This is a genomic window from Mesorhizobium sp. P2_F7 (genome assembly GCF_056403695.1).
The window spans coordinates 1,077,071-1,103,770 of sequence record NZ_JBFUFA010000001.1 but is presented as its reverse complement, the minus strand read 5'-3'; the positions used below and the strand labels follow the sequence as shown (position 1 = coordinate 1,103,770).

At 64.2% G+C, this 26,700-nt stretch carries 23 protein-coding genes and 1 pseudogene; 12 read left to right on the top strand and 12 right to left on the bottom strand.

All coding sequences use genetic code 11. The features are described from left to right. The first annotated feature begins 45 nt into the window (after nucleotides 1-45). Nucleotides 46-1,779: a SulP family inorganic anion transporter gene (locus AC1DZ8_RS05140; protein ID WP_477305104.1), complete on the top strand. Its 1,734-nt coding sequence runs from the start codon at nucleotides 46-48 to the stop codon at nucleotides 1,777-1,779. Nucleotides 1,780-1,840: 61 nt separating this feature from the next. On the opposite strand, the gene AC1DZ8_RS05135 is transcribed toward AC1DZ8_RS05140, so the two are convergent. Beyond that, nucleotides 1,841-2,803 (bottom strand): glycosyltransferase family 4 protein, encoded by a 963-nt coding sequence (locus AC1DZ8_RS05135; RefSeq protein WP_477305102.1) that lies wholly within the window; start codon nucleotides 2,801-2,803, stop codon nucleotides 1,841-1,843. Continuing rightward, nucleotides 2,800-3,657 carry a glycosyltransferase family 2 protein gene (locus AC1DZ8_RS05130; protein ID WP_477305100.1) on the bottom strand — a complete coding sequence of 286 codons (858 nt, stop codon included), beginning with the start codon at nucleotides 3,655-3,657 and terminating at the stop codon, nucleotides 2,800-2,802. Before AC1DZ8_RS05130 ends, AC1DZ8_RS05135 begins: the two co-directional genes overlap by 4 nt. 244 nt (nucleotides 3,658-3,901) lie before the next feature. Between AC1DZ8_RS05130 and AC1DZ8_RS05125 the strand changes: the two are divergent. Next, a pseudogene (locus AC1DZ8_RS05125) lies at nucleotides 3,902-4,474 on the top strand (STAS domain-containing protein); the annotation flags it as partial. 29 nt (nucleotides 4,475-4,503) lie between these two features. Here AC1DZ8_RS05125 and AC1DZ8_RS05120 read toward each other — a convergent pair. Continuing rightward, on the bottom strand, nucleotides 4,504-5,373 hold the full coding sequence (locus AC1DZ8_RS05120) for an SMP-30/gluconolactonase/LRE family protein (RefSeq protein ID WP_477305098.1): 870 nt from the start codon (nucleotides 5,371-5,373) through the stop codon (nucleotides 4,504-4,506). A gap of 115 nt (nucleotides 5,374-5,488) precedes the next feature. Between AC1DZ8_RS05120 and AC1DZ8_RS05115 the strand changes: the two genes are divergently transcribed. Next, nucleotides 5,489-6,289: a helix-turn-helix domain-containing protein gene (locus tag AC1DZ8_RS05115; protein ID WP_477305096.1), complete on the top strand. Its 801-nt coding sequence runs from the start codon at nucleotides 5,489-5,491 to the stop codon at nucleotides 6,287-6,289. A gap of 167 nt (nucleotides 6,290-6,456) precedes the next feature. Continuing rightward, the gene (locus tag AC1DZ8_RS05110) at nucleotides 6,457-7,836 is read left to right on the top strand and encodes an adenylate/guanylate cyclase domain-containing protein (protein WP_477305095.1); all 1,380 of its coding nucleotides are present in this window, start codon (nucleotides 6,457-6,459) and stop codon (nucleotides 7,834-7,836) included. A 70-nt stretch (nucleotides 7,837-7,906) separates the two neighbouring features. Here the strand turns inward: AC1DZ8_RS05110 and AC1DZ8_RS05105 are convergent, their stop codons facing one another. From AC1DZ8_RS05105 to AC1DZ8_RS05095, 3 genes are read right to left on the bottom strand one after another with little or no spacing between them, the layout of a single operon-like run. Then, entirely contained in the window at nucleotides 7,907-8,734 is an 828-nt protein-coding gene (locus AC1DZ8_RS05105; RefSeq protein WP_477305093.1) for a C40 family peptidase, read from the bottom strand. Between the two features lie 51 nt (nucleotides 8,735-8,785). Then, complete coding sequence (locus tag AC1DZ8_RS05100) at nucleotides 8,786-9,730, bottom strand: CHAD domain-containing protein (RefSeq protein WP_477305091.1); 945 nt, start codon at nucleotides 9,728-9,730, stop codon at nucleotides 8,786-8,788. Next, entirely contained in the window at nucleotides 9,727-10,200 is a 474-nt protein-coding gene (locus AC1DZ8_RS05095) for a CYTH domain-containing protein (RefSeq protein ID WP_477305089.1), read from the bottom strand. Before AC1DZ8_RS05095 ends, AC1DZ8_RS05100 begins: the two co-directional genes overlap by 4 nt. A 91-nt stretch (nucleotides 10,201-10,291) precedes the next feature. Between AC1DZ8_RS05095 and AC1DZ8_RS05090 the strand changes: the two genes are divergently transcribed. Genes AC1DZ8_RS05090 through AC1DZ8_RS05075 form a run of 4 tightly spaced genes read left to right on the top strand, consistent with a single transcriptional unit; the run spans nucleotide 10,292 to nucleotide 13,996 of the window. Beyond that, nucleotides 10,292-10,996 carry a CerR family C-terminal domain-containing protein gene (locus AC1DZ8_RS05090; RefSeq protein ID WP_477305087.1) on the top strand — a complete coding sequence of 235 codons (705 nt, stop codon included), beginning with the start codon at nucleotides 10,292-10,294 and terminating at the stop codon, nucleotides 10,994-10,996. Continuing rightward, the gene (locus AC1DZ8_RS05085) at nucleotides 10,993-11,946 is read left to right on the top strand and encodes an HlyD family secretion protein (RefSeq protein ID WP_477305085.1); all 954 of its coding nucleotides are present in this window, start codon (nucleotides 10,993-10,995) and stop codon (nucleotides 11,944-11,946) included. The genes AC1DZ8_RS05090 and AC1DZ8_RS05085 overlap by 4 nt, the downstream gene beginning before the upstream one ends. Then, nucleotides 11,943-12,863: an ABC transporter ATP-binding protein gene (locus AC1DZ8_RS05080; RefSeq protein WP_477305083.1), complete on the top strand. Its 921-nt coding sequence runs from the start codon at nucleotides 11,943-11,945 to the stop codon at nucleotides 12,861-12,863. The genes AC1DZ8_RS05085 and AC1DZ8_RS05080 overlap by 4 nt, the downstream gene beginning before the upstream one ends. Further along, entirely contained in the window at nucleotides 12,860-13,996 is a 1,137-nt protein-coding gene (locus AC1DZ8_RS05075; protein WP_477305081.1) for an ABC transporter permease, read from the top strand. The genes AC1DZ8_RS05080 and AC1DZ8_RS05075 overlap by 4 nt, the downstream gene beginning before the upstream one ends. A 4-nt stretch (nucleotides 13,997-14,000) precedes the next feature. Here AC1DZ8_RS05075 and AC1DZ8_RS05070 read toward each other — a convergent pair whose 3' ends face one another. The 3 genes from AC1DZ8_RS05070 to AC1DZ8_RS05060 are packed head-to-tail and all read right to left on the bottom strand — an operon-like array spanning nucleotide 14,001 to nucleotide 15,984. Next, nucleotides 14,001-14,600 carry a DNA-3-methyladenine glycosylase gene (locus tag AC1DZ8_RS05070; RefSeq protein WP_477305079.1) on the bottom strand — a complete coding sequence of 200 codons (600 nt, stop codon included), beginning with the start codon at nucleotides 14,598-14,600 and terminating at the stop codon, nucleotides 14,001-14,003. A gap of 17 nt (nucleotides 14,601-14,617) precedes the next feature. Then, a complete protein-coding gene (locus AC1DZ8_RS05065) occupies nucleotides 14,618-14,998 on the bottom strand; it encodes a nuclear transport factor 2 family protein (protein ID WP_477305077.1) in 381 nt (126 codons plus the stop codon). 8 nt (nucleotides 14,999-15,006) lie between these two features. Continuing rightward, nucleotides 15,007-15,984, bottom strand: a complete 978-nt coding sequence (locus tag AC1DZ8_RS05060; protein WP_477305075.1) for a threonine ammonia-lyase — start codon at nucleotides 15,982-15,984, stop codon at nucleotides 15,007-15,009. 255 nt (nucleotides 15,985-16,239) lie between these two features. On the opposite strand from AC1DZ8_RS05060, the gene AC1DZ8_RS05055 reads away from it, so the two are divergent. After that, complete coding sequence (locus AC1DZ8_RS05055) at nucleotides 16,240-18,261, top strand: hydantoinase/oxoprolinase N-terminal domain-containing protein (protein WP_477305073.1); 2,022 nt, start codon at nucleotides 16,240-16,242, stop codon at nucleotides 18,259-18,261. Nucleotides 18,262-18,511: 250 nt separating this feature from the next. Then, entirely contained in the window at nucleotides 18,512-20,683 is a 2,172-nt protein-coding gene (locus AC1DZ8_RS05050; RefSeq protein ID WP_477305071.1) for a malate synthase G, read from the top strand. Between the two features lie 368 nt (nucleotides 20,684-21,051). Here the strand turns inward: AC1DZ8_RS05050 and AC1DZ8_RS05045 are convergent, their stop codons facing one another. After that, the gene (locus tag AC1DZ8_RS05045; protein ID WP_477305134.1) at nucleotides 21,052-22,584 is read right to left on the bottom strand and encodes a YifB family Mg chelatase-like AAA ATPase; all 1,533 of its coding nucleotides are present in this window, start codon (nucleotides 22,582-22,584) and stop codon (nucleotides 21,052-21,054) included. 297 nt (nucleotides 22,585-22,881) lie between these two features. On the opposite strand from AC1DZ8_RS05045, the gene AC1DZ8_RS05040 reads away from it, so the two are divergent. After that, nucleotides 22,882-23,955, top strand: a complete 1,074-nt coding sequence (locus AC1DZ8_RS05040; RefSeq protein WP_477305069.1) for a phosphotransferase — start codon at nucleotides 22,882-22,884, stop codon at nucleotides 23,953-23,955. Nucleotide 23,956: 1 nt separating this feature from the next. After that, the gene (locus AC1DZ8_RS05035; RefSeq protein WP_477305067.1) at nucleotides 23,957-25,297 is read left to right on the top strand and encodes an aspartate aminotransferase family protein; all 1,341 of its coding nucleotides are present in this window, start codon (nucleotides 23,957-23,959) and stop codon (nucleotides 25,295-25,297) included. 4 nt (nucleotides 25,298-25,301) lie between these two features. On the opposite strand, the gene gshB is transcribed toward AC1DZ8_RS05035, so the two are convergent. Both gshB and AC1DZ8_RS05025 read right to left on the bottom strand, forming a co-directional pair. After that, a complete protein-coding gene (gshB, locus tag AC1DZ8_RS05030; RefSeq protein WP_477305065.1) occupies nucleotides 25,302-26,243 on the bottom strand; it encodes a glutathione synthase in 942 nt (313 codons plus the stop codon). Nucleotides 26,244-26,325: 82 nt separating this feature from the next. Beyond that, nucleotides 26,326-26,700, bottom strand: coding sequence for a GtrA family protein (locus AC1DZ8_RS05025; protein WP_477305063.1), 375 nt, complete (start codon nucleotides 26,698-26,700; stop codon nucleotides 26,326-26,328).

Genomic DNA, 26,700 nt, shown 5'->3' with positions numbered 1-26,700 from the left:
TCCTGCCGACGATCCCGCCGCCTTCACGCAAGCGGAAGGCAGTCCATGGATCAGATCCGACGAGCAGTGCATCAACCGGCCCAAAAGTCGGCCCAGAATTCCGCGAAGCCGACATTTTCCGAACTGTTCACGCCGAAACTGGTGACGGTCTGGCGCGAGGGTTATCACCTGCCGCAATTCAAGGCCGACTTCATGGCCGGACTGACCGTCGCCATCGTCGCGCTGCCGCTGTCGATGGCGATCGCGATCGCTTCGGGGGTGACGCCGGAGCGCGGCCTGTTCACGGCCATCGTCGGCGGTTTCATCGTCTCCGCGCTCGGCGGCAGCCGCTTCCAGATCGGCGGCCCGGCCGGCGCCTTCATCGTGCTGGTGGCGGCGACGGTGCAGCGCGAAGGTATCGACGGTCTGCTGCTGGCGACGATGATGTCGGGCGTCTTCCTGCTCGCCATCGGCTATCTCAGGCTCGGTACCTACATCAAATTCATCCCTTATCCGGTGACGGTCGGCTTCACCGCCGGCATCTCGATCATCATCTTCTCCGGCCAGATCGTCGAACTGTTCGGGCTGAAACTGGCGGGCAAGGAGCCCGGGCCGCTGGTGCCGAAGCTGATGGCGATCGGCGAGGCCGCCGGCACGATCAATCTCGCAGCAACGTTCGTCGCGGTGCTGACCATCGTCACCATCGTTGCGGTCAAGCGCTGGCGGCCCGGCTGGCCGGGTATGCTGATCGCCGTCGGGCTGGCCTCGCTGGTGGTGGCGCTGCTGGCACTGCCTGCGGAAACGATCGGCACGCGCTATGGCGGCATTCCGCGCAGCCTGCCGTTTCCGGCGCTGCCGGCGTTCAGCCTCGACAAGGTGGTCGCCGTGCTGCCGGATGCGGTGGCCTTTGCCCTGCTCGGCGCCATCGAATCGCTGCTGTCGGCCGTGGTTGCCGACGGCATGACCGGACGCCGACACCGCTCCAACTGCGAACTGGTGGCGCAGGGTTTTGCCAACATCGCGTCTGCCCTGTTCGGCGGCATCTGCACCACCGGCACCATCGCCCGCACCGCCACCAATGTGCGGGCCGGCGCGCACGGGCCGGTTTCGGGCATGCTGCATTCGCTGTTCCTGCTGGTCTTCATGCTGGTGGCAGCACCCCTGGCCAGCTACATCCCGCTTGCCGCCCTTGCCGGGGTGCTGGCGGTGGTCTGCTGGAACATGTTCGAAAAACAGGCCTTCGCCACGCTGCTGCGCGCTTCGCGCGGCGACGCGCTGGTGCTGATGGCGACCTTCCTGATCGTCGTCTTCCGCGACCTCACCGAAGGCATCGTCGTCGGCTTCGCGCTGGGCTCGATCCTGTTCATCGACCGTATGGCCAAGTCGATCGCGGTCGAAGCGGACCAGTCGCTGGCGCAGGACGATGTCGCCGACAGCGCCAGCGTCTATGATTCCAGCGAGGCGACCGACGCCGAGACCGTCGTCTATCGCATCTCGGGCGCCTTTTTCTTCGGCGCTGCCTCCACGGTCGGCACCGTGCTCGACCGCATCGCCGACCAGCGCAAGAACTTCATCCTCGATTGCTCGGCGGTGCCGTTCTTCGATTCGACGGCCGCCAATGTCATCGAGGGGGCCGCCCACAAGGCCAGGCGCGCCGGCGTGCGCTTCATCATCTCAGGCGCCTCGCCGCAGATACGGCGCACGCTGATCAACCACGGCGTCAAGCGGCCGCTGGTGACTTATGCCGCCTCGATCGGGGATGCGCGAGCGCAACTGATGGGGAAGCTGGAGACACAGTAAGCAGCCGGGATTTGCCGGGCGGGGTCATTTTGTCAGTAGAAAGTTATCCGCCGGTTGAATGTCAACTTTTGACGGTGGCGGCCGCTCCGCCTGCATTTAGCAACGAGGAAAACATGTGCGCGTAGTTCTCCGCCTGCACGGCCCAATCCCACTCTTGGATCGTCTCGATCATGCGGGCGGACATCCGCGATCCGATCGATGGCGTGGTCCGCAACAGGGCGAGCTTGTTCGCAAGCCCTTCCGCAGTTCCATCGAAGAACAGCCCGTTGTCACCATCCCGAATCAGTTCGGGCATGTTTCCCACACGGGTCGTCACCAAGGGGACACCGCACGCCGCCGCCTCCAAGCAAGGATTGGGAGTACCTTCGCTGCGACTGGCGCAGACATAAACGTCGAGATTCCGATAGAAGTCGAGCATTTCGTCATGGTTGCGCCAGTGTTGCTCCCGAATCGCAGTCAGTAGTCGCACGCCCGGCACGGCAGCGACGGCGGGCTCGATGACGTCGTGGAAGCCGCGATGTGCCGGACCATGGTTGCCGAGACTTCCCGCCCATCCGACGCGGAGCTCGCCAGAATAAGGTTGCGGCTCTGGCGGGGGGCAAAAGAATGTCGTGTCGACTCCATTGGGCGTGTAGTGGACCGGAACACCCAGTAGAGGACTATATTCGTGCTCGAGCTTCCGATTGTTGACAAAGACAGCGCGCGCCAGCCGGTGCAGAGCAGCGAGCCCGGGCTCGCGGAACTCGCCCTCCAGTTCTCTGTGGCTGCAGATCCCGATGAGCAGCCTGTCAGACCGCCGGGCGAGGACCGATTCCGGCAGGGGCAGCTTCGCGAGTTGGAACCAATAGAAGATGAGCACGATGTCCGCCACGTTCACGTCGGACTCAGTCACATCATGCTGGAATCGTTCGACGATCTCGAACCTTCCTTCCAGCACGCGCCGGAGATTTTGCGTCTTTCTATCGATCGCCCAGCCGGGTCGGTCCGCGATCGCCAGGATGCGGGGGAGGTGTACATCGCTCACGAGGCGTACCGCTCAAGCCAGTGCGCCGACCATGGCTTGGTCTCGTCCAGGTCGTCGTCCGTCGCCGTGGTGAGCACCTGGGTAGTGTCCGGCAGTTGGATATCTCCTGGTCGCAAGCGGGGTCGCCATCCGTGCCAACCAAGACCATTGACCTCCTCGCTCAGGTACCGGCGGCCAGCATACTTGCGCGCGGCGTGCTCTGCGCTCAGGAACAGATAGTGCTTCATGCGAAAACGCTCGGGGGAGAGCCTTACCGGACCCTCGAAGCGTACGCGGTGGCCGCCTGACCACGCAATCTCCATGGGGCCGCCCTGTTTCTTGTACGCACGGACGCAGTGCGGGGAGCTCGGCCGGAACGGGTAATAGGTACGCAGTGTGTGTTGATAATTGGGATTGTCGTGATCAGGTGCTTCCCGAGTAGGAATGAACGTGAACTCGGAAGACTCGATCGCATTGAAGCCGAGTGCGTCGGCTGCCGCGATGGCGGAGACCAACGATGAGTACGAAGGCGGCGGAAGGTGGATCTCGTCAGCGTCAAGATGCATGAACCAGTCAGCGTCGAGCGACTGAAAAAGTTCCTCTTTGCGACGAAGAAGCTGTTCCCAGCAATACCAGCCGTTGTGCGGGATGCTTTCGAAACCTATCAATCCGACCCCGCGGTAGCGCTGGGCAATCTCAAGCGTTCGGTCCGTCGAAAGATTGTCGCAGATGTAGACCTGTACGCCTTGCCGAAAGAGGTTCTCGAGACATCCGGCGACGAACCGTTCTTCGTTCCGTGTTGTAAGGACCGCGACGACTCGCGGGGAATTCCGGTCCCGCGCAGCATGCGCAATGTGGGTGTTGAGATCGACCAAATCCCTCAATCCTTGGTTATATGCTTCCGGATGCCATGCTGGCCGATCAACTGATATGGCGCAATTAATGAACTTGGCCGAAATGACAAGTCAAAAGACTCAGAGCGGCCATGCCGAGGCGCCATCACTTTCCCACAAAAATGACCGTTTCGGGTCGGAAACAGCCATTCGGGGTTCTCCAGTTCTGCGTTGTGAAAACCAATTGACGGGGATAATCCGTGTCCCTGGCTGCCTCATCGCAGCCATCTCGAAGCAGGCTTTCGCCACGCTGCTGCGCGCTTCGCGCGGCGATGCGCTGGTGCTGATGGCGACGTTCCTGATCGTCGTCTTCCGCGATCTCACCGAAGGCATTGTCGTCGGCTTCGCGCTGGGCTCGATCCTGTTCATCGACCGCATGGCCAAGTCGATCGCCGTGGAGGCGGACCTGCCGCTGGTGCAGGACGATGTCGCCGACAGCAGCGGCCGCGCCTACGATGCCAGCGAGGCGAGCGATGCCGACACTGTCGTCTATCGCATCTCCGGCGCCTTCTTCTTCGGCGCCGCCTCGACCGTCGGCACGGTGCTCGACCGTATCGCCGACCAGCGCAAGAACTTCATCCTCGACTGCTCGGCCGTGCCATTCTTCGATTCGACGGCAGCCAATGTCATCGAGGGCGCCGCGCATAAGGCAAAGCGCGCCGGTGTCCGCTTCATCATATCAGGCGCCTCACCGCAGATACGGCGCACGCTGATCAACCACGGCGTCAAGCGCCCGCTGGTGACCTATGCTGCCTCGATCGGGGATGCGCGGGCGCGGTTGGCCCCGGAGAAGGCGTAGCCGCCGGCCGGGGACCGGCCGGCGGTCGATCATTGCGATGTTCCGTCGAAGGTCTCCGCGGCGATATCGCCTTCGTTCATCAGTGGCACGAAGATCCGCGTGCCGTCTGTGCCGATATCGGCGCTGCCCGGCTTGAACTGCACTACTGCTTCCGGAGCGCCGCCATCCTTGTAGCGATAGAGCGTGCCGGTCATGTAGGCGGTGGCGTAGATGCTGTCGCCGATGGCGACGACGCCGTCGAGATCGGCGAAGTTTTGCGCGCCGGGCAGTGGCGTGACGGCCTTGCTGGCGAGGTCGACCGACAGCAGGCCGCCGGGCTCGGCGGTGCTGAAGTCGGGCTTGATGCCCTTGCCCCAGGACGCCACGATCAGCCGATCGCCATCGGCGAAGACGCCGTTGGGCGACGCCAGCAATGCGTCCTTGACGAACAGTTCAGGCTTGCCGCCGTCGATGCGGTAGATGGCGTCGGCCAGCATGTCGGTGACATAGATTTTGCCCGACCTGTCCGATGTCACGTCGTTGAGGAAGACAGCGCCAGGCACATCGATGGTCGAGACGAGCTTGCCGCTGGCGAGATCGACGACACGCACCTTGGTGATATCGGCGACGTATATCTTGCCGCCGGAGATCGCCGAACCCTTCGGTGCATCCATGCCGTCGGTCCAGTGTTGGGTGACGACCTTGCCCTCCAGCGACAGCACCGAGAGATAGCCGTTGCCGTCGGCTTCGCCGGGATTGCCGACGATGTTGGAGACGATGATGCGATTGTTGGCGGCGTCGAACAGCGCCGATTCCGGCTGCTGGAAGCCGGAGGCGCGCCAGATCTCGCCGGCCTGGGCGGCCGGTGCAAGCACGATGCCGAAGGCGGCGAAACAAATCGAGGTGATGAGGGGTTTCATGGCCAGGTCTCCTGTGATGACGAGCGGAGAGCTAGAGATTTCGATACTTTTCGGGAAGGTCGATTACAGCTAGTATCGAAAACCGATACCAAATGGCGCAAAAGAGGTGCATCCCATGAATGGCCTGATCTTCGAGGCACTGAAGCGGACGCTGAAGGCCAAGGGCGTCACCTATCGCGACCTTGCCGAACGGATGGGCGTTTCCGAGCCGACGGTGAAGCGCATTTTTCACGAGCGCAATTGCAAGCTCGACCGGTTGGTGGAAATCTGCGCCGCCGCCGGCGTCGAGCTGGAAAACGTGCTGGGATCGATGAACAGGGGGCCGGGACCGGTCAACCGCATCGCGCCGGAGATCGAACGCAAGCTCGCCGGGCGGCCGGCGCTGCTGTTCATCTTCGTCATGCTGTCGGAGAAGTTCACGCCCGAAGGCGTCATGCGCTCGCAAGGCCTGAGCGAAGCCTCGATGTTCCTCTATCTGCGCGATCTCGAAGCGCTCGGCCTGATTGCGCTGGGCAGCGGGCTGTCGGCGCGGCTGCTGGTCGACACGCCGATCCAGTGGAATTTCGAAGGGCCGCTCAGGCCGCTGTTCGAGATGACCAACAAGAATTTCATCGGCTGGGCGATCACCCATCTGGAGCGGGAAGCGACTTTCGTCTCCTTCTCCAGGCGGATGCGGCCGGAAACGGCGGAGATGGTCAGGCGTGAGGCCGAGGAACTGGCCGAGCGCGTAAAACTGCTCGCCCATCACGACCAGCACACGACGCCAGAAGACGGGCTGACCGGCTACAAATGGACGTTTGCTTTCGGCGCGACGCCGTTTCCGGCGATCATGCCGATCGGCCCGCACCCCAGGGATGCCGGGGCATCCGACCGGCCCGCCGCTCCAGCAAAGGGACGCCGTCCTTTGCCCGCCTGACACGGCCAAGCCTCCGCCTGTCTTGCTTCGGTTTTCACCATGATCTTTTGTCTGGACGTTTTTGCTCTTTGCAGCCGCGGTTCAAAAATGAAACCCACATTCGTGATAGAGTTCGCGCATTGATTTGCCAGACCGCATGACACGTCCCCATGAATCGAAGTGATCCCATGCCGACCGCACCAACACTTGAACTTCGCCGCTACTCGCGCCTGAAGAATCTGCGGGAGCGCGCGGAACGTCAGGGTGCCGCATTGCAGTTCTGGGCGCGTACGGCATCGCTTGCTGTGATCTCCTGCTTCTTTTCATTGATCAGCCGCTGGGATGCCGCGTTGCTTTTCGTGCTGGCAGGCCTCGTCCTGTTTCAGCTCGTCGGCCTGATCCAGTTTCTCTTTGCGCGTCGTCGCAGCACGGCGCGATGGTGGATCGGTTACCTCGTCGGTACGCTGGACATCATTCTGCTGACCGTTCTGCTGATAACGCCCAACCCGTTTTCCCAGGAGATCGCGCCGGCCGCGATGCAGCTGCGCGAGGGCAGCTTCAAATTCCTGCTGATTTTCGTATGCCTTGGCGCGCTGACCCTTTCGACACGATTGGCGCTCTATCTCGGCGCGCTCGCGGCCTTGACGTGGACGATCGGCGTGGGATGGGTGATTCTTCGTCCGGAAACCGTCATTCCGGCGACGAACCTCTATTCGATGCCGATGACAGAGCGACTGAACCTCTATCTCAACCCCAATTTCGTCGACACATTCGCGCAGGCGACCAACGTGTTGATTGTGCTGATTATCGGCGCAATCATGGCGCTGGTCGTGTCTCGTTCCCGACATCTGTCGGATGATTATGTCAAGGCAGAGCGCGCCCGCGCCAATCTCGCCCGGCATTTTTCGCCCAATGTCGTCGACCAGCTCGCCACCGATGACGAGCCCTTCGGTCCGGTCCGCCGGCAGGATATCGCGGTGCTGTTCGCCGACATCGTCGGCTTCACACACTATTCCGAGGATCATCCGGCCGAAGCGGTGTTCGAACTTCTGCGCCAGTTCCACCGTCGCATGGAGCAGGTCGTTTTCGACCACCATGGCACCGTCGACAACTATATCGGCGATTGCATCATGGCGACATTCGGGGTTCCGCAAGCCAGCCATGATGACGCGACTCGAGCCATCCGGTGCGCCGAAGCGATGATCGCTGCTCTCGAAGACTGGAATGTGCAGCGTGTGTCCAGGGGATACCCGTCGCTGGACGTTCGGATCGGTGCACAATATGGCGCAGTTGTCATCGGCGCGGTCGGCAGCGAGCGCAATCTGTCCTTCGCGGTGGTGGGCGACACCGTCAACGTCGCCAGCCGTTTGCAGGCGCTCTGCCGCGAGCTTCGGGCGAATATTTGCTTTGGGTCACGACTGATTGAGGCCGCGAAGGCGGAATCGCCCACGACACAGTTGAATGCGCGCGATCATGGACCGGTGAGCATCCGCGGCCGGGACGAACCGGTCCATGTCTGGGTCGAACACAGAGCCGAAAACCAGGGCGCTGTTGCGGTTTCGGCGTGATGCAGGCTGCCATGTGAAACGCCTGCACCTCGGCCGGATAGGGGAATGTTCTGACGCAACCCGAAAGCCGTCACGTGTCTGAGGCGATTGCGCCAGCCTTCGTGGCCGCGGCGTCTATGCTTGCCTTGTCCTCCCAGGTCACCGCCCGGTAGTCGAAACCATACTCCAGCGTCGGCTTGACGATGCGGAAGAAAGGCGACAGGTCGAAGTCGCGCGGCGTGTATAGCGAGTGGTGACGGATGTGCAGGATTTCCCGGCGCGAATAGTTCGACTGCGCCGAGGCGCGGCCGGGCGCGCGGGTGATCTCGGGCAGGATCGGATAGCGGATCTGGCCATAGGCCTCGGCAATCAGCGTCGAGCAGATGGCGCGCGTCGGATCGCCGGAGCCGAACGCCAGCATGCGGCGGCGCCAGCGCACCGGCACCGGCGGTGCCGGCAGGAAAAAGCGCAGCATGTCGAAAATGTTCTTGAGATCGTATTTCAGGCCGAGCTTGCCGATCATGAAGGCGACGACCTTGTCGCGGTCTTCCGGCGTCAGGCCGCTCGCGCGGCAGATCCGCGTGTTGTAGGTGCGGTAGCGCGACAGCGGCACGGCGACACAGCCTTCGCCGAGCGTAACCTCGATCAGGCGCGGCCGCTCCGACCCGTCAGCGGGTACGGGCAAGGCATCGCCAACATAGAAGGCGGCGTGTGACCATGTCGACTGGGTCAGATATTTGATGACCGCGGAGATCTTCTGGTTGCCCTCGATGAGCAGGATGTCGCCGGGTTCGAGCGCGCGGCGCAGCGTCTCGGCGTCGGACGGTGTGTACGGCTCATAGCCCGAGGATTCGTCCTGCAGCCGGCCGGCAAGCCAGCGGCCAAGTCGGTCGAGAAGCGTTTCGGCGGGCGCGGTCATCGTAGAGCGTGACTAGCACGGGGTGGTGGGCGAGGGCCAGCGGCCGGCGCATCACCCGACTGTTGCGCTTGTCTCTTCCTGTGGCGCCGGGCCGGCAAGGTCGTCGCGGGCATTGCGGGCGAGTTTCTTCGTCGAGCGCTTGGGGCTGTCGCCGAACAGTTCGGCGGCTCCGGCAAGACAGCTCTTCTTCAGGCTCTTTTCGGAGCGCTTCAACAGCTTGCCCAGGAGCTTTGTGTCCTGCGCATCGCCGAGCGGCTCGCCGTCGGCTTCAAGCAGCGCGCGCATGACGAAGACATCGTGCAACTCGCCCAGCCTTTCGCCCAGTTCGTCGACCGCCTTGCGCCGCACCTTGATCGGCGTCGGCCACAGCCGGCCGAGCAGCGACAGATGCATCGAATGGGTCTTGGCCGCCTTGCGCAGATCGTGGAAATCCTCGGCCTCGCCGCGCGATCCCGCTCTGTCCAGCGCCTTCTTCGCTCGGCGCAAGGTCGCGCGGGCGCCGTCGGCGAGCACATCGGCGGCATGTTCGGGCAGATCCGGGAGCAGCAGCCGCTCTATCCGCACCAGGCCTTCCTCGCAGGCGGCGGTGGCAGCGCCTATCGCCGCGTCGAGGCCGGCGCCGGCATGGATTTCATGTTGGCGGGAAATGAGCCGGTCACGCACGCTGTCGAGGCCGCCGCCGGCAACCTGCTCGGGAAAGGCGGCTGCCAGCCGGTCGATGGTCTCGACCAGCGCGGTCGCTTCGCGCGGGCCTGCCAGCAGGGCCGCCACCTGGCGGTAGCACTGATTCTCGGTCTGGCAAAACGTTTCGTTTCCGGAATGGACGAGACGCAGCAAGGCACGCGCGCTCTTCAGCCGCTTGCGGCATTTGTGCAATGCCTGCTCCGGTCGGTCACGCGCGGCGGCCAGATGGGCAAGCGCCTTGCCGATTTCCTCGCCAAGGATGCGCCTGACCTCGCCGGTCAGCGGCAGGCGCGGGTCGATGCGAAAACTCATGCGGCGATCTCCGGAATCCCCCCAAGGGCGAGCGACGCGTTGTAAAACCTTTGCTCGCCGGTCACTTCGCGGCCGAGCCAGTCGGGCAGCATTTCGTCTGGTACATTCTCCGGCGTCTCAAGCTCGGCCACCACCAGGCCGGCAAGAATCCCGCCGAAAACATCGACTTCATAGAGATAGCCGCGATGCCTAACATGGTGGCGTGTCTTCTCGATGACATGTCCGATGGCGAAGGCCAGCATCTCCTCGGCATCGGCCAGCGGGATCGGATATTCGTATTCGTCGCGCTCGCGGGCGCGGCTGCCGAATTTGAGCGTCAGCTTCGCCGAGGTGCCGTCGCTGATGCGCACCCGCACGGTGCGGCCAGGCGCTGCGGCAAGGTAAAACTGGCGAATGCGGATATCCGCCTCGGCCAGATTGCACCATTCGGCGCTGGAGACCAGGAATTTGCGTTCGACTTCCTTGCCCATGGCCGCGCACTAAAGCGTCTGCGGCTCGACATGGCAAGCCGGCACAGAGAATCAATTTGACTTTAATCAATCGATTGATTAAATAGTCTGCATGATCAAAGCCGCACCCGAAAAAATGCCCCGCCAGGAAACATCGCCCGCCGAGCAAACGCGCGCCGCACTCGTGCTGGCCGCGCTCAAACTGTTCGGACGGCAGGGCTTCGACGGCACCTCGACACGCGAGATTGCGGCTGAGGCCAAGGCCAATATTGGCTCGATCGCCTATCATTTCGGCGGCAAGGAAGGCTTACGCGCCGCCGCCGCCGACCACATCGTCGAAACCATCCAGGCCATTGCCGGACAGGCTATCGGACCGGCGCAGGCATCGACGCCGTCCACCCCAGAGGCTGCCAGGGCACAATTGTTCACCGCGCTGGAGGCGATGGTGGGATTTATCGTTGCCAGTCCCGAGGCCGGCGAGATCGTACAATTCGTACTCCGCGAGCTCTCGCATCCCACGGCGGCGCTCGACCGTATCTATGCCGGCGTGTTCGAGCCGACGCATCGCCGGCTCTGCCAGGTCTGGGAACAGGCTACCGGCGAGCCAGCCGAGAGCGAGGCCACCAAGCTCACCGTTTTCACCATGATCGGCCAGGTCATCTATTTCCGCATCGGCCGTGAGGCAGTGCTGCGCCGGATGGGCTGGCGCGAGATCGGCGCGGCGGAAGCCGCCAAGGTGGTGGCGGTCGCCACGAACAATCTCGAGGCCATGCTGGGCGCGCGCAAACCGGCCGCCCGCAAGGAGGGCAAGCGATGAGCTTTTTCTGTTCCCTGCCGCTCGCGGCCCAGCTGTTCGGCGCCTGCGCGCCGGCAGCGCCTCTCGCCGTCGGCTATGTCGAGGGCGACTATGTCTTGCTGGCGCCGATCGAGGTGGCGCAGGTCGAGACCGTCACGGTCAAGCGCGGCGACCGTGTCGAGCCCAACACGCCGGTGGTGACGCTGGAAAGCGCCGATGCCAAGATTGCCGTGGCGCAAGCCGAAGCGGCGCTGGCGCAGGCGCAGGCGCAGCTGGCCGATCTGCAGGTCGGCAAAAGGCCGGAAGAGATCGCCGTGCTGAAGGCCGAGGTCGACATGGCCCGCGCGCAAGCCACCGACGCCAGGCGCCGCTATGACCGCGCCGCCGACCTGTTCAAGCGCGGCACCGGCACGCAGGCCGACTACGACACTGCGTCGGCGACGCTGGAGACGGCCAATGCGCAGGTCGGCCAGGCGGAGGCAAATCTCGCCGTCGGCGGCCTGCCGGCACGGGCTGAAACGATCAAGGCGGCCGACAACCAGGTCAAGCAGGCGCAGTCGGCCCTGGAACAGGCTGAGTGGCGGCTGTCGAAGCGGGTGCTGGCGGCGCCCTCGCCCGGCCGCGTCAACGACGTCATCCGCAACCCCGGCGACACCGCCGGCCCGACCGCGCCCGTCATTTCTATACTGCCCGACGGCGCCGTGAAACTCAGCGTCTATATCCCGGAAAGCGCCTTCTCGTCGATCAAGGTCGGCACGCTGCTTGCCGTCCATTGCGACGGCTGTGGCGACGGCGTGAAGGCGCGCGTCAGCTATGTCTCGCCCGATCCGGAATTCACCCCGCCGGTGATCTATTCGCTCGAGAACCGGCAGAAGCTGGTCTACCTCGTCGAAGCCCGGCCCGAGGGCAATACGGGCCCGCTGCAGCCGGGCCAGATCGTCGATGTCGAACTGGCGGCCTCGGCACCATGAACGCCATCGACGTTCATGGCCTGGTCAAGCGTTTTGGCGACAAGACCGTCGTCGACCATGTGACGATGTCGGTGGCCGAGGGCGAGATCGTTGGCTTTCTCGGCCCGAACGGTTCCGGCAAGACGACGACCATCCGCATCATGTGCGGCCTCTTAACGCCCGATGAGGGCGAAGGCACGGTGTTGGGTTTCAACATCCGCACCGAGTCGCTCCGCATCAAGCGCGAAGTCGGCTACATGACGCAGAAATTCTCGTTCTACGAGGATCTGACCATCGGCGAAAACCTCGAATTCGTGGCGCGGCTCTACCGGCTGAAGCCGGTGGAAGAGCATGTCGCGCGCACGCTGGAAGAGCTCGGCCTGACGACGCGGCGCAACCAACTCGCCGGCACGCTGTCCGGCGGCTGGAAGCAACGGCTGGCACTGGCCGCCTGCATCATGCACAAGCCGAAGCTGCTGCTGCTCGACGAGCCGACCGCCGGCGTCGACCCCAAGGCGCGGCGCGAATTCTGGGACGAAATCCACAGGCTGGCGGGCGGCGGTCTGACCGTGCTGGTCTCCACCCACTATATGGATGAAGCCGAGCGCTGCCACCGCATCAGCTATATCTCCTATGGCAAGATGCTGGCCACYGGCACGGTGGACGAAGTGGTGAAGAATGCCGGGCTGACCACCTTCGTGCTGCAGGGACCGCGCCTCGATCAGGTCGCCGACGCGCTCAGGGGGCGGCCGGGCGTCGACCAGGTGGCGCCGTTCGGCGCCACGTTGCATGTCGTCGGCTCCGACAAGGCAAAGCTCAAGAAGGCGCTGGCCGACGTCGAGAAGGAGCACAAGGGTGTCACGGTAAAGCCCGGCGAAACCAGCCTCGAGGATGTGTTCATCCAGTTCATGTCCGGCTCGAAGGACAATATGGCATGAACGGCATCTTTTCCTTCGCCAGGCTTGGCGCGCTGCTTATCAAGGAATTCATCCAGATGCGGCGCGACCGCATCACCTTCGCCATGATGCTTGGCGTGCCGCTGGTTCAGCTGGTGCTGTTCGGCTATGCCATCAACAACGATCCCAAAAGCCTGCCTGCCGCACTCGTGGCGACCAGCAACGACCCTTACACGCGCGCCATTGTCGCGGCGCTTCAGACGACCGGCTATTACCGTTTCGACCACGTCGCGCAAAGCGCCGAGGAGGCCGAATTCCTGATGGCACACGGCGACGTTACCTTCGTCGTCACCATCCCCGCCGATTTCGGCCGCCGGGTCGAACGCGGCGACAATCCTGAGATTCTGATCGAGGCCGACGCCACTGACCCGGCCGCCGCCAGCGGCGCCATCTCGACGCTAAGCACTGTCGCCAGCCAGGCGCTGCTTCGGGCGCAAGGCATGCAGGAGGCGGCGACCGAGAACGCCAGGGGCCAGCTCGATGTGGTGGTGCACCGGCGCTACAACCCGGAAGGCATCTCGCAATACAACATCGTTCCCGGCCTGCTCGGCGTCATCCTGCAGATGACCATGGTGATGATGACCTCGATCGCGCTGACGCGCGAGACCGAGCGCGGTACGATGGAGAACCTGCTGGCGATGCCGTCCAGCCCGCTCGAGATCATGATGGGCAAGGTGCTGCCCTATCTGGCGGTCGGCGCGGTGCAGGTGGTGGTGGTGCTGGCGGCGTCGAAGCTTCTGTTCGCCATCCCGTTCACCGGCTCGATGTCGCTGCTGCTCACTGCCGTGCTGGTGTTCGTGCTGGCGCTGGTGCTGCTCGGCTACACCATCTCGACCATTGCCCGCACGCAGATGCAGGCGCTGCAGCTGACCTTCTTCTTCTTCCTGCCGTCGATTCTGCTGTCGGGCTTCATGTTCCCCTATCGCGGCATGCCGGGCTGGGCGCAGATCTTTGGCGAGATTTTCCCGCTGACGCATTTTCTGCGCATCACCCGCGCGGTGATGCTGAAGGGCGCCGAGCTGCCGGCGGTGGCGGGCGAGATCACCTGGCTGGTTGCGTTCGTGGCTTTGTTTGCCGGCGTCGCATTGGTGCGGTTCAGGCGGACACTCGACTAGGCTCTCAGGGGTTGAGCGATTTTGGACCGCTGACGAAGGGACTGCCCCTGACGTAAAACCGCAGCAGTCGGTCGGCATCCTTGGTAATGCCGATGCGGATGCCTTGGCCGATGTCGCCGGCTTGATGCTCGTCTTCTGCCAGCCATAGCGGGCCTTGGCGGCACAGATCGAGGCCGTCGAGCGAACGATCGATCCGCAAGGCCTGGGCGAGCCGTCCCGGACCTCGCGCCAGGTCACGCAGGCTCTGGACGCCCCGGTTCTGCTGCATAAGCGGAATGCCTTCGAGCGGTTCGAGCGCCCGGATCAGCACGCCGGTGCCGGTGCCCGGTCCCTCGCTTGAAACATTGAGCATCCAGGAGACGCCATAGGCGCGATAGACATAGGCATGACCGGGTGCGAGAAACAGCGATCTATTGCGCGGCGTCATCCCGCGAAAACCATGGCCGGCGGCGTCGCCGACGACATAGGCTTCGGTCTCGACGATGCGGCCGCTGACGATACCTTCCGGCAACTCGCGCATCACCAGCCTGCCGATGAGATAGCGGGCGAGAGCAGTCGTATCTTCCGGCAGGTCGACGCGGTCGAGTGGGCGGTGGCCGGTCATGCTAGCGCCGCCTGGCTTCAAGGTATCCGCTCGACCCATTGTGCGCGCGAAGGGCCCGGCTCGAATGGATCGCCAAAGTACTGGGTCTCGCGGGCCACCTTGCCATCGAGGAACTCCATGATGCTCACCGTATAGGACGGAACCCCGTCATAGGTCAGGACATACTCGGTGATCCAGAGGTTTCCGGCGCCGATGATACGGCGCACGGAAAAGCGTTTCTGGTTCGGCTGCGCGACACGCGAGGACCGGATGTTGTGCCGCCCGACGATGCGCTCGCCCGATTGCGGATAGTCGAGCACCGCGTCGTCGCGATAGATCTGATGCTCCGCCTCGAAATCATTGGTATCGGAGGCCGCCCAATGGCGATCCAGCGCCGCTCTTATCTCAGCGTCTGCCATACCGGTTCTCAGGCCGCGGCCATGATCTCGGCATAGGTGCTGAAATCGACATTGCCGCCCGACAGCACGACCGCGACGCATTTGCCCGACAGCTCGATCTCGCCTGACGAGAGCGCTGCCAGCGCCACGCAGCCGCCGGGCTCAACCACCAGCTTGAGATGCGCCATGGCGTCGCGCATCGCCTGTGCGGCCGCCTTGTCGGAGACGGCGATGGCGCCGGCGAGATTCTTGCGGTTGATCTCAAAGGTGATCGCGCCGGGCTCGGCGGTGAGGATGGCATCGCAGATCGAGCTGTGGCCGGGTTCGTTGGAAACCCTTTCGCCCTTGGCCAGCGAGCGGCGGGTGTCGTCGAAATGCTCGGGCTCCACCGCCCAGACGGCCGTATCTGGCGAGGCGTCTTTGACCGCAATCGAAATGCCGCTCGACAGGCCGCCGCCGCCGCAGGGGACGAGAACCGCGTCGAGGCTGACACCGAGTGCCTTGGCCTGGCGCATCAGTTCAAGGCCGATCGTGCCCTGCCCCGCGATGATGGCCGGATCGTCGAAGGGCGGCACCAGCACCATGCCCTTGTCCATATAGGGGCGCACCACGGTCATGCGGTCGTCGCGAAAACGATCGAACGGCACCACTTCGGCGCCCATCTTGCGGACATTGGCGATCTTCATCGCCGGCGCATCGGCCGGCATGGCGATGACCGCCTTGACGCCGAACATGGCGGCCGACGCGGCAACGCCTTGCGCATGGTTTCCGGAAGAAAAGGCGACGACGCCGCGGCCGCGCTCTTCCTCGCTCAATGTCGACAATTTGTTGTAGGCGCCGCGGAACTTGAACGAGCCGGTGCGCTGCAGCGTCTCCGGCTTGAACAGGATGCGGCCGCCGAAGCGCTTGTTGAGTTCCAGCGATTCGATCAACGGCGTTTCGACGATCAGGCCAGAGAGCCGCGCGGCGGCGGCGTGGATGTCGGCAATGCCGGGAAGCGTGGTCATGGGGAAGTCCTGCGAGGGTGGGATCGCCGCATGGTGCACGCAAAGGCAGGCCGCGCACCAATGAAAAAATGTGACCGTTACAAAGTTTGGCGTGCGGGCGCAGGGCGTCCCATCCGTCAGCCTCTGCGTCCTGCCGGAATTCTCTCCATCGAGAGACTCGCGAGGAGGAGGGTCAAACTGGCCCACCTCTCCCGCCTTTATCCGCGGGGCCGTATCGGCTAAGGGCGGGAGAAGCAGAATCCCGGACCGCCAGAAATGACCGCCAAACCAAAACCCCTGTTCCTCGGCATCGACACCGGTGGCACCTATACCGATGCCGTGCTGTGGTCGGAACAAGGTGGGCCAAAAGGCAAGGTGCTCGCAAAGGCCAAGGCGCTGACCACGCGCCACGATCTTGCGGTCGGCATTTCCGGCGCGGTCGATGCGGTGCTGGAAAAATCCGCCACCGACCCGGCTGCGATCAAGCTGGTGTCGATGTCCACAACGCTTGCCACCAATGCGCTGGTTGAAGGCCAGGGTGGCCGCGTGGCGCTGATCATGATCGGCTTTACCGAGGCCGACCTTGCCCGCGACGGACTGAAGACGGCGCTCGGCACCGACCCGGTGGTGTTTTGCTCCGGCGGCCATGATGTCCACGGCAACGCGGCCAAGCTCGACCTGTCGGGACTGGAAGCGGCACTCCCCGAACTCGGCGCCTCGGTGTCGGGCTTTGCCGTCTGCGCCTATTTCGCCACCCGCAATCCCGCGCATGAACTGGCGGCCCGCGACCTCATCCGCGAAAAGACCGGCTTGCCAGTTACCGCCAGCCACGAATTGTCGGCCAAGCTCGGAGGTCCTCGTCGCGCGCTCACCACTTTGCTCAACGCCAGGCTGATCTCGATGATCGACCGGCTGGTGGCGGCGACCGAAGGGTTTCTGGAAGCCCGCAACATCGCGGCGCCTCTGATGGTGGTGCGCGGTGACGGCGCGCTGGTCTCGGCGGCCTTTGCCCGCCAGCGGCCGATCGAGACCATTCTGTCCGGCCCGGCCGCCAGCCTGGTCGGCGCGCGCCACATGACGGGCCTGGACAACGCCATGGTCTCCGACATTGGCGGCACGACCACCGACGTTGCCGTGCTCGATGGCGGCCGTCCCAGGCTCGATCCCGAAGGCGCCACCGTCGGCGGCTTCCGCACCATGGTCGAGGCGGTGGCGATGCGCACCTTTGGTCTTGGCGGCGATTCCGAAGTGGCGCTGGAAGACGGCGCGCTCAACCCGAAGATCCTGCTCGGGCCGCGCCGCCTGGTGCCGCTGGCGCTGGCCGGCATGATGCATGGTGTTTCCGTGACGTCGGAGCTTGAACGCCAGCTGCGCGCGCCAAACCCGGGCCGCATGGATGGCCGCTTCGCGCTGCGCACCGGCGTGCCGGACAGGCTCGCCGCCGGCCTCACCGCGCCTGAAGCAAAGCTCTACGAGCAGATCGGCGCCGTGCCGCTCGCCATCGACAGGCTGCTGGCGTCGAACGCCCAGAACGCCACGTTGAACCGGCTGGTGTCGCGCGGGCTGGTGCATATCTCGGGCTTCACCCCCTCGGACGCCGCACATGTGCTGGGCAAGCAGGCCAATTGGGATGCGGCGACTGCCCGCCTCGGCGCCGAGCTGTTTGCCCGCAAGCGCGACGGCCGCGGCCAGAACATCGCCGCCTCGCCGGAAGTGATTTCAGAACGCGTGCTGCTGACGCTGACCCGCTGGTCGGCCGAATATATCCTGGAAACCGCCTTCGCCGAAGACGGGCTGGATGGGGCCGCCACCGTCGCCCATGCGCTGGTGCAGCGCGCCGTCGATGCCCATCCCGGCATCGCCCGCCTGAGCGTCGCGCTCGACCGCCCGGTCATCGGCCTCGGCGCCTCGGCGCCGCTGCACTATGCCGGCTTGGCCGAGCTGGTCGGCAATGAGTGCGTGGTGCCGGAGGATACGGACGTCGCCAACGCACTCGGCGCGGTCGTTGGCCAGGTCCGCGTCTCCGCCGAAGCCCGCGTCAGCCAGCCCAAGGAAGGCTTGTTTCGACTCGCGTCGGGGCAAACGGTGCGCGACTTCACCGACGAGGCCAAAGCGATCGCTGCGGCGGAGGCGGATGTGCGGGCGATTGTGGCCGAGCGGGCGAGGGATGCCGGCACCGACAATGCTGAGATCGAGGTCGCGACAGAGTTCAAGGTTTCTACGGTTGAGAGCCAGCGCATGTTCATTGAGGCGCATGTGGTTGCGGTGGCTTCGGGACGGCCGAGGATTGCGGTGTAGCGGTAATCTCCCCCCTCGAGGGGGAGATGTCGCCAAAGGCGACAGAGGGGGTCGTCGCGCGTGAAGCGCCGAAATGACGTTGGCGCTTTGTGCGCTAGGGCCCCCTCTGGCCTGCCGGCCATCTCCCCCTCGAGGGGGGAGATTAGCAGCTCCGCCGGCCGCGATTCTCCCCACCTTCACCCTAAGCTGAATTGACCCCTCACCCCTGACATGCCAAAGGCCGCAAAGCCTTTCATCTGGAGAAGCCCTGATGACCGATCGCGTCGAGATCGCCGGATTGCGGATTGCCCGGGAACTGCATGACTTTGTCACCGGCGAAGCGCTGCCTGGAACCGGTATCGCGGCTGACGCCTTCTGGAACGGCTTCTCGTCCATCGTCCATGATCTCGCCCCGAAGAACCGGGCGCTGCTGGCCAAGCGCAACGCCATGCAGGAACAGATCGACGCCTGGTACCGCGCCAATGGCGCGCCGATCGACATGGAGGCTTACAAGAGCTTCCTCAGGGAGATCGGCTATCTCGTGCCGGAAGGCCCGGCCTTCAGCGTCAGCACGGACAATGTCGACCCCGAAATCGCCGTCGTCGCCGGGCCGCAGCTGGTGGTGCCGGTGATGAATGCGCGCTATGCGCTCAACGCCGCCAATGCGCGCTGGGGTTCGCTCTACGATGCGCTTTACGGCACCGATGCCATCCCCGAAACCGGCGGGGCCGAAAAGGGCAAAAGCTTCAACCCCGTGCGTGGCGCCAAAGTGGTTGCCTGGGCGAAGAGCTTTCTCGACGACTCCGTGCCGCTCACCTCCGGCAAATGGGCTGGCGTCAACGGGCTTACAGTCCAGGGCAACATCTTGCGGCTTGGCGCCGGCGCCGGCGGCACCACGCTGGCCAATCCGAAACAGTTTGCCGGCTATCGTGGCGACGCCGCCAACCCGGAAGCCATCCTGCTCAGCCAGAACGGCCTGCACATCGAAATCCGGATCGACCGGGCCAACCAGATCGGCCGCACCGATCCGGCCGGCATTGCCGACATCGTGCTGGAATCGGCGCTGACCACCATCCAGGACTGCGAGGATTCGGTTGCGGCGGTCGATGCCGAGGACAAGGTCGTGGTCTACCGCAACTGGCTCGGCCTGATGAAGGGCGACCTGGCGGAGGAAATCAGCAAGGGCGGCAAGTCTTTTGTCCGCAAGCTCAATCCTGACCGCGCCTGGACAGCGCCGAATGGTGATGCGCTGAGCCTACCCGGTCGCTCGCTGATGCTGGTCAGAAACGTCGGCCACCTGATGACCAATCCGGCGATCCTCGACCGCGACGGCAACGAGGTGCCGGAAGGCATCATGGATGCGGCGCTGACGGCGCTTATTGCCCTGCACGATGTCGGGCCTAAGGGGCGCCGCGCCAATTCCCGCGCCGGCTCGATGTATGTGGTGAAGCCGAAGATGCACGGGCCTGAGGAAGTCGCGTTCGCCGTCGAGATTTTCGACAGCGTCGAGGCGCTGCTCGGCATGGCCAGAAATACCATCAAGATGGGCATCATGGACGAGGAGCGGCGGACCACCGTCAACCTCAAGGAGGCGATCCGCGCGGCGAAGGAGCGCGTGGTGTTCATCAACACCGGCTTCCTCGACCGCACCGGCGACGAGATCCACACGTCGATGGAAGCCGGCCCGATGATCCGTAAAGGCGACATGAAGCAGGCCGCCTGGATCTCCGCCTATGAGGCGTGGAATGTCGACACCGGGCTCGAATGCGGGCTGGCCGGCCACGCCCAGATCGGTAAGGGCATGTGGGCGATGCCGGATTTGATGGCGGCGATGCTGGAACAGAAGATCGCCCATCCCAGGGCCGGCGCCAACACCGCCTGGGTGCCGTCGCCGACGGCCGCCACGCTGCACGCTACCCACTATCACAAGGTTGATGTTCATGCGGTCCAGGCGGCGCTGAAGAGCCGGCCGAAGGCCAAGCTCGACGACATCTTGTCGGTGCCGGTGGCTGTGCGGCCGAACTGGACACCGGACGAGATCCAGCGCGAGCTCGACAACAATGCGCAAGGCATTCTGGGCTATGTCGTGCGTTGGATCGACCAGGGCGTCGGCTGCTCGAAAGTGCCTGACATCAACGATGTCGGCCTGATGGAAGACCGCGCCACGCTGCGCATCTCCTCGCAGCACATCGCCAACTGGCTGCACCACAAGGTCTGCTCGCAGATCCAGGTGATGGATTCGCTGCGCCGCATGGCGGCAATCGTCGACCTGCAGAATGTCGGCGACCCGCTCTACCGGCCGATGGCCGCCGACTTCGAAGGCTCCATCGCCTTCCAGGCTGCCTGCGACCTGGTGTTTAGGGGACGCGAGCAGCCGAACGGCTACACCGAGCCGGTGCTGCATGCACGGCGGCTGGAGCTGAAGGCGAAAGAGCGAGGCTGAAGAGAATAAACAACGCCCATTGGCTCTCAATGGGGATAATCTGGGCTACGCTCTATTCCTCAGCCGGTTGTAGCTCATAATTCCCAAGTAGCAGCCTGTTCCAGTCGCCGCTGGATGAATCCACCATGCGTCATGGCCGATCAGCGCCCAGAGTGTTAGGCCAACGAGCAGGCTGACGGCGGCGGCTACGAGCCCGCCGGCGGCGAGCGATGCGCCTACGCGACCGTTTGCCGTCTGGGTCGGTTTATTTGCTTCCATGCCGGCTAATCCTGGTTTGTACACGCTACGCCTGATGCGGCGTCCAGTAAACGAAGTGCGGCACTCGCTGGCCAGCGTGTGCAGGTCGCACATTGAGATGTGCGGCGCCGTTACGCCGCCTGCGCCACGCGCTCCGACATCATGCGATAGGAAATCGCCTCGGCCAGATGGATGCGGCCGACGGTTTCGCTGGCGTCGAGGTCGGCGAGCGTGCGCGCCACTTTCAGCACCCGGTGATAGGCGCGTGCGGAAAAGCCGAGTTTTTCGCTGGCGTCCTTCAGCAGCGACAGGCCGGCTGCATCCGGCACGGCGATGTCTTCGATGATCGAAGGCGAGCAATGCGCGTTGGTCGTCGCGCTGGTGACGCTGAGCCGCTCGAAACGCTCGCGCTGGATGGTCCGCGCTCGCGCGACGCGCAGCGCAACCGCTGCGCTTTTCTCCGCCCGATCCGGCCGGATCAGGTCGGCGGCCGACACTGCCGGCACTTCGATCCTGAGATCGATGCGGTCGAGCAGTGGGCCCGAGATGCGCGCCTGGTAGTCGGTGCGGCAGCGCTCGCCGCGCAGGCAGCGATAGCCCGGTTCGCCCGCCATGCCGCAGCGGCACGGGTTCATCGCCGCCACCAGCTGGATGCGCGCCGGATAGGTAACGCGGTGGTTGGCGCGCGCGATCATGCAGTCGCCGGTCTCCAGCGGCTGGCGCAGCGCGTCCAGAGTCTGCGGCGAAAATTCCGGAAACTCGTCGAGGAACAGCACGCCGTGATGGGCGAGCGAGACCTCGCCCGGCCGCACCCGCAAGCCGCCGCCGACCATCGCCGCCATCGAGGCCGAATGATGTGGCGCGCGGAACGGCCGCCGATCGGTCAGCTTGCCTTCGCCGAGCTCGCCCGCCACCGAAGCGATCATCGAGACTTCCAGAAGCTCCTTCGGCGCCAGCGGCGGCAGGATCGACGGCAGCCTTTGTGCCAGCATCGATTTTCCCGAGCCTGGCGGGCCGACCATCAGCAGGTTGTGGCCGCCGGCTGCCGCCACTTCCAGCGCTCGCTTGGCGCTCTCCTGGCCCTTGATGTCGCAGAGGTCGGGCAGGTCGCGCGCCGAGACATGGATGCCGGGCTCGGGCCGTGACAGGACTTGCGTGCCGCGAAAATGATTGGCAATCGCAATCAGGCTGCGCGGCGCCAATATGTCGAAATCCTTGCCCGCCCAGGCCGCTTCCGGCCCGCAGCCGAATGGGCAGATCAGGCCCTTTCCCTCTGCGTTGGCGCCGATCGCCGCCGGAAGCGCACCGGCAACCGCGGCAATGGTGCCGTCGAGCGACAATTCGCCGAGCACGACATAGGAGGCGAGCATGTCGCCCGGAATGGCGCCCAGCGCCGCCATCAGGCCGAGCGCGATCGGCAGGTCGTAATGACTGCCTTCCTTGGGCAAATCGGCCGGAGCGAGGTTGACCGTCACCTTCTTGGACGGCATCGACAGGCCTGACGCATGCAGCGCCGCCTGCACCCGCTCGCGGCTTTCGGCCACCGCCTTGTCGGCCAGGCCGACGATCTGCATGCCGACCTTGCCTGGCGCGATCATCACCTGGACATCGACCGGCACGGCCTCGATGCCCTGGAAAGCAACCGTGCGAACCCGCGCCACCATGTTTGTCTTGAGCCCCTCATGACGGCTCACCCTGGCCTTATGTTCAGGCCGCGAGCGATGCTGGCACAAGACAACCACAGATTTCAGGCTTAGGCAAGAACATTACAGGAACATGTGTTGGCGGCACGCGGTATCGCTTCGCGCGGGGATCTCGCAGTGTTCACCCGCCGCGGCGCTTGGCATCGCTCGTGGAAACAGCGGCGATGATGCTGCCAAACGATATTCGCCTGTAGGCATAGCGACCAGGGAATCGGAAACGGATGTACCTCTCGCCACCGCGCGTCTTGGCGCTTTCCAATGTCCAGGTTCGATCCAAGAATGATTTCCATCCCCGACCTTGAGGGCCCGCTTTCCTCGAAAGCGCCAGCGACGCTTGCCGACGAGGCCGAGCAGATCGGTCTTGATGTCTTCGGCGTCAGCGCGCAAGCCCAGGTGCTGACTGCCGAGCGCGACATGAATTTCCTGCTGACCACGCTGGACGGTGCGAAATATGTCTTGAAGATATCAAATCCCGCGGAAGAGCCCGCCGTCACCAATCTCCAGACGAGCGCGCTGCTTCATCTCGAGGCAACGCGGCCAAGCCTTCGCGTTCCACGCATCGTGCCGGCGCTGGACGGCAGCGTCGAGCCACCGATCGCGCTGCGGGAAGGCCGCACCAGCGTGGTTCGGCTGCTGAGCTACCTCTCGGGCGTGCCGCTCCATGCGCTACCCAGAACGCGTGGCGTGCGGCAAAATCTGGGAACCCTGCTCGCCGAGCTCGATATCGGGCTTCAGAACTTCTCCCATCCCGCGCAGAGCCACAGCCTGCCGTGGAACAGCATGGATCTGCCAAGGCTGGAGCCGCTGCTCGGCACTGTCGAGGATGAGGCCCTGCGCGGCTTGGCCGAGCGCGCCATCCGCGACTTCGCCGATGTCGTTGCGCCGGAAATTCCCAGCCTGCGAGCGCAAATCATCTACAACGACCTCAATTTCTACAATGTGCTGATGGACCAGACCAACAATGAGGCGGTGGCCGGCCTCATCGATTTCGGCGACATCATCCACGCGCCGCTCGTCAATGACGTCGCGGTCGCCGCCAGTTACCATTTCTCCGACGCCAGAGGCTCGCTGCTTCCGCTGGAGGAGTTCATTGCGAGCTATCACCGGCGGCTGAAGCTCACCGATGCCGAGATCGCGCTGGTGCCCTTTCTCATCGCCTCGCGCATGGCCACGACCGTGCTGGTCGCGTCGTGGCGGGCGAGTTCGCATCCCGACAACAAGCACTATATCCTTCGCAACAGGCCCAACGCCCAGGCGGGGCTGTCGGCGCTGCTCGGCCAGTCGAGGGATGAGAAGCGCGCCTGGATCAACGGCGTCTGTGGAAAGGCATGAAATGAGCAGCGCGCGCGATACCAGCATGGCCAATGCCTTCATTCCCGGAAGCTCGCCGCTCCCGCAGACCATGCACGCGCTGGTCGAAAGGCGTGAACGCGTCCTCGGCACCGCGTACCGGCTGATGTACCAGGAGCCGATCCATGTTTCGCGCGGCGAGGGCGTCTGGCTGTTTTCGCCCGGAGGCGAGAAATATCTCGATGCCTATAACAACGTATCTTCGCTCGGCCATTCGCATCCTGCCGTGGCGCAGGCGATAGCCCGGCAAGCCTCGGTTCTCGCCACCCACACGCGCTACCTCCAGGATGAGATCCTCGACTATTCCGAGCGGCTCTTGGCGACGTTTCCGCCGGCCATCGACAATGTCATGTTCACCTGCTCCGGCAGCGAAGCCAACGACCTGGCCTACAGGGTCGCGAAATACCAGACCGGCGGCACCGGGGTGATCGTCACCGAGACGGCCTATCACGGGATAACCGACGCAGTGTCGCAGTTCTCGCCGTCGCTGAGTCCGAACGTGCCGCTCGGCGCGCATGTCTTCAAGGTTCCGGCGCCCGACAATTATCGCCTTGGCGCGGAAGCCGCCGCCATTTTCCTGAACGGCGTCGATGTGGCGCTGGATGCGATGGTCGCGCGCGGCATCAAGCCGGCGGCGCTCATCGTCGATTCCATATTCACCAGCGACGGCATATTCGCGGAGCCGCGCAATTTCCTCGCCGCGGCGGCGCAAAAGATACGCGCGGCCGGCGGTCTCTACATCGCCGATGAGGTCCAGTCGGGCTTTGGCCGCACCGGCACGCAGATGTGGGGCTTCGAGCGCCACAATGTGCTCCCCGATCTGGTCACCATGGGCAAGCCGATGGGCAATGGCTTCCCGGTCGCCGGCATTGCCGCGCAATCCCAAATCATTCGCGAGTTCGGCCTTAACGCACGTTACTTCAACACTTTTGGCGGCAATGCCGTCGCCTGCGCGGCCGCCATGGCGGTTCTGGAGACGATCCAATCCGAAAGGCTGATGGATAATGCCCGCCAGATGGGTGATGCGCTTCGGTTGCGGCTGGCGGCACTCAGCGCCCGGTATCCTCAAATCGGCGACGTGCGCGGCGCCGGCCTGATGATCGGCGTCGAAATCGTCGCTGCCGATCGCGCGCCCGACAAAACGGAGACGACGCGACTGGTAAACGGCATGCGCAAGCGCGGCGTCTTGATCAGCTCATGCGGCGCCGGCCACAATGTGTTGAAGATCCGCCCGCCGCTGATATTCCAGCCGGAGCACGTCGATATTTTTGTGGCGGCATTCGAGGCCATTCTCAGCCGATCCGAGACCGCCGGACCGCTTTGAGAAACTATTTCCGCTTTGCTTCCACCGCATCCCAGAACAGGCTGGCGATGTCGGCGCCGCCGAAACGTTGCACTTCGCGCACGCCGGTCGGCGAGGTCACGTTGATCTCGGTCATGTAGTCGCCGATGACGTCGATGCCGACGAGGATGAAGCCGCGTTCCTTCAGCGATGGTCCGATGCGGGCGCAGATCTCGCGTTCGCGCTCCGTCAGCTCGGTCTTTTCGGCGCGGCCGCCGACATGCATGTTGGAGCGTGAATCGTGGTCGGCCGGGACACGGTTGATGGCGCCGACTGCCTCGCCGTCGATCAGGATGATGCGCTTGTCGCCCTTGCGTACATCCTTGAGATAGCGCTGCACGATATAGGGCTCGCGCGACAGCTGGGCAAACATCTCGAGCAGCGAGGCGAGGTTGCGGTCGTCCTCCTTGAGATGGAAGATGCCGGCGCCGCCATTGCCGTAGAGCGGCTTGACGATGATATCGCCGAACTCTTTTCTGAAGGCGGCGACCTCCTGCGGGTCCTTGGTGATCAGCGTTTCCGGCATCAGGTCCGGAAATTCGGTGACGAAGATCTTTTCCGGGCTGTTGCGCACCCAGGCCGGGTCGTTGACCACCAGCGACTTCGGGTGGATGCGCTCGAGAATGTGCGTGGTGGTGATGTAGTTCATGTCGAAGGGCGGATCCTGGCGCAGCAGGATCACGTCCATCTCCGAGAGATCGGTGCGCACCTTGTCGCCCAGCGAAAAATGATTGCCCTTCTCGTCGCGGAGCTTCATCTCCTCGATGCGGGCAAACACCTTGCCGCCCAGCATCGACAGCCGGTCGGGCGTATAGTGAAACAGCTGGTGGCCGCGCCGCTGTGCCTCCAGCGACAGCGCAAACGACGTGTCGCCGGCGATCGAGACGGTGGAGACATGGTCCATCTGGACGGCGATTTTTAGCGGCATCTTCGGTCTCCGGCGCGGTCGACGACAGCCGATATAAGGAACTCAGCGCCTTCTGCCAATCGTGCTTGCTTGGCCCAGACCCTCAGCGGTCGAAGACGAGCCGCGAATAGCCGAGGAAGGACAGCGCCATGGCCACCAGCGAGGCGATCGCAAGTGCCGCCAGCGGCGGCATTTCCGGCAGCGCGAACAGGATGGCGCAATAGACGAGATAGTTGACGATGCTGGTGGCGATGCCGACGCCGCCATAGCGCGCGCCCTCCTTTGCCATGCCGCGGCTCGACGGCGAAAAGGTCAGGTGCCGGTTGATCTGCCAGGTGACACACAGCGCAAAGCCGATCGACAGCACGCGCGCGACGAGGGGCCCGAGCGGCGTCACCGCCAAAACAAGCCAGAGTGCGGCGGCATCGGCGACGAAGCCGACGCCGCCGGCCAAGACAAAGCGGGCGATCCGGCTCAC

Bases quoted from the DNA above. Each gene is read 5' to 3' on its own strand.
- AC1DZ8_RS05120 (WP_477305098.1), bottom strand. From the start codon at position 5,373: ATGAAACCCCTCATCACCTCGATTTGTTTCGCCGCCTTCGGCATCGTG.
- AC1DZ8_RS05095 (WP_477305089.1), bottom strand. From the start codon at position 10,200: ATGGGCAAGGAAGTCGAACGCAAATTCCTGGTCTCCAGCGCCGAATGG.
- AC1DZ8_RS05070 (WP_477305079.1), bottom strand. From the start codon at position 14,600: ATGACCGGCCACCGCCCACTCGACCGCGTCGACCTGCCGGAAGATACG.
- AC1DZ8_RS05090 (WP_477305087.1), top strand. From the start codon at position 10,292: ATGATCAAAGCCGCACCCGAAAAAATGCCCCGCCAGGAAACATCGCCC.
- AC1DZ8_RS05085 (WP_477305085.1), top strand. From the start codon at position 10,993: ATGAGCTTTTTCTGTTCCCTGCCGCTCGCGGCCCAGCTGTTCGGCGCC.
- AC1DZ8_RS05110 (WP_477305095.1), top strand. From the start codon at position 6,457: ATGCCGACCGCACCAACACTTGAACTTCGCCGCTACTCGCGCCTGAAG.
- AC1DZ8_RS05035 (WP_477305067.1), top strand. From the start codon at position 23,957: ATGAGCAGCGCGCGCGATACCAGCATGGCCAATGCCTTCATTCCCGGA.
- AC1DZ8_RS05050 (WP_477305071.1), top strand. From the start codon at position 18,512: ATGACCGATCGCGTCGAGATCGCCGGATTGCGGATTGCCCGGGAACTG.
- AC1DZ8_RS05100 (WP_477305091.1), bottom strand. From the start codon at position 9,730: ATGAGTTTTCGCATCGACCCGCGCCTGCCGCTGACCGGCGAGGTCAGG.
- AC1DZ8_RS05105 (WP_477305093.1), bottom strand. From the start codon at position 8,734: ATGACCGCGCCCGCCGAAACGCTTCTCGACCGACTTGGCCGCTGGCTT.
- AC1DZ8_RS05115 (WP_477305096.1), top strand. From the start codon at position 5,489: ATGAATGGCCTGATCTTCGAGGCACTGAAGCGGACGCTGAAGGCCAAG.
- AC1DZ8_RS05065 (WP_477305077.1), bottom strand. From the start codon at position 14,998: ATGGCAGACGCTGAGATAAGAGCGGCGCTGGATCGCCATTGGGCGGCC.
- AC1DZ8_RS05055 (WP_477305073.1), top strand. From the start codon at position 16,240: ATGACCGCCAAACCAAAACCCCTGTTCCTCGGCATCGACACCGGTGGC.
- AC1DZ8_RS05060 (WP_477305075.1), bottom strand. From the start codon at position 15,984: ATGACCACGCTTCCCGGCATTGCCGACATCCACGCCGCCGCCGCGCGG.
- AC1DZ8_RS05140 (WP_477305104.1), top strand. From the start codon at position 46: ATGGATCAGATCCGACGAGCAGTGCATCAACCGGCCCAAAAGTCGGCC.
- AC1DZ8_RS05040 (WP_477305069.1), top strand. From the start codon at position 22,882: ATGTCCAGGTTCGATCCAAGAATGATTTCCATCCCCGACCTTGAGGGC.
- gshB (WP_477305065.1), bottom strand. From the start codon at position 26,243: ATGCCGCTAAAAATCGCCGTCCAGATGGACCATGTCTCCACCGTCTCG.
- AC1DZ8_RS05045 (WP_477305134.1), bottom strand. From the start codon at position 22,584: ATGGTGGCGCGGGTTCGCACGGTTGCTTTCCAGGGCATCGAGGCCGTG.
- AC1DZ8_RS05075 (WP_477305081.1), top strand. From the start codon at position 12,860: ATGAACGGCATCTTTTCCTTCGCCAGGCTTGGCGCGCTGCTTATCAAG.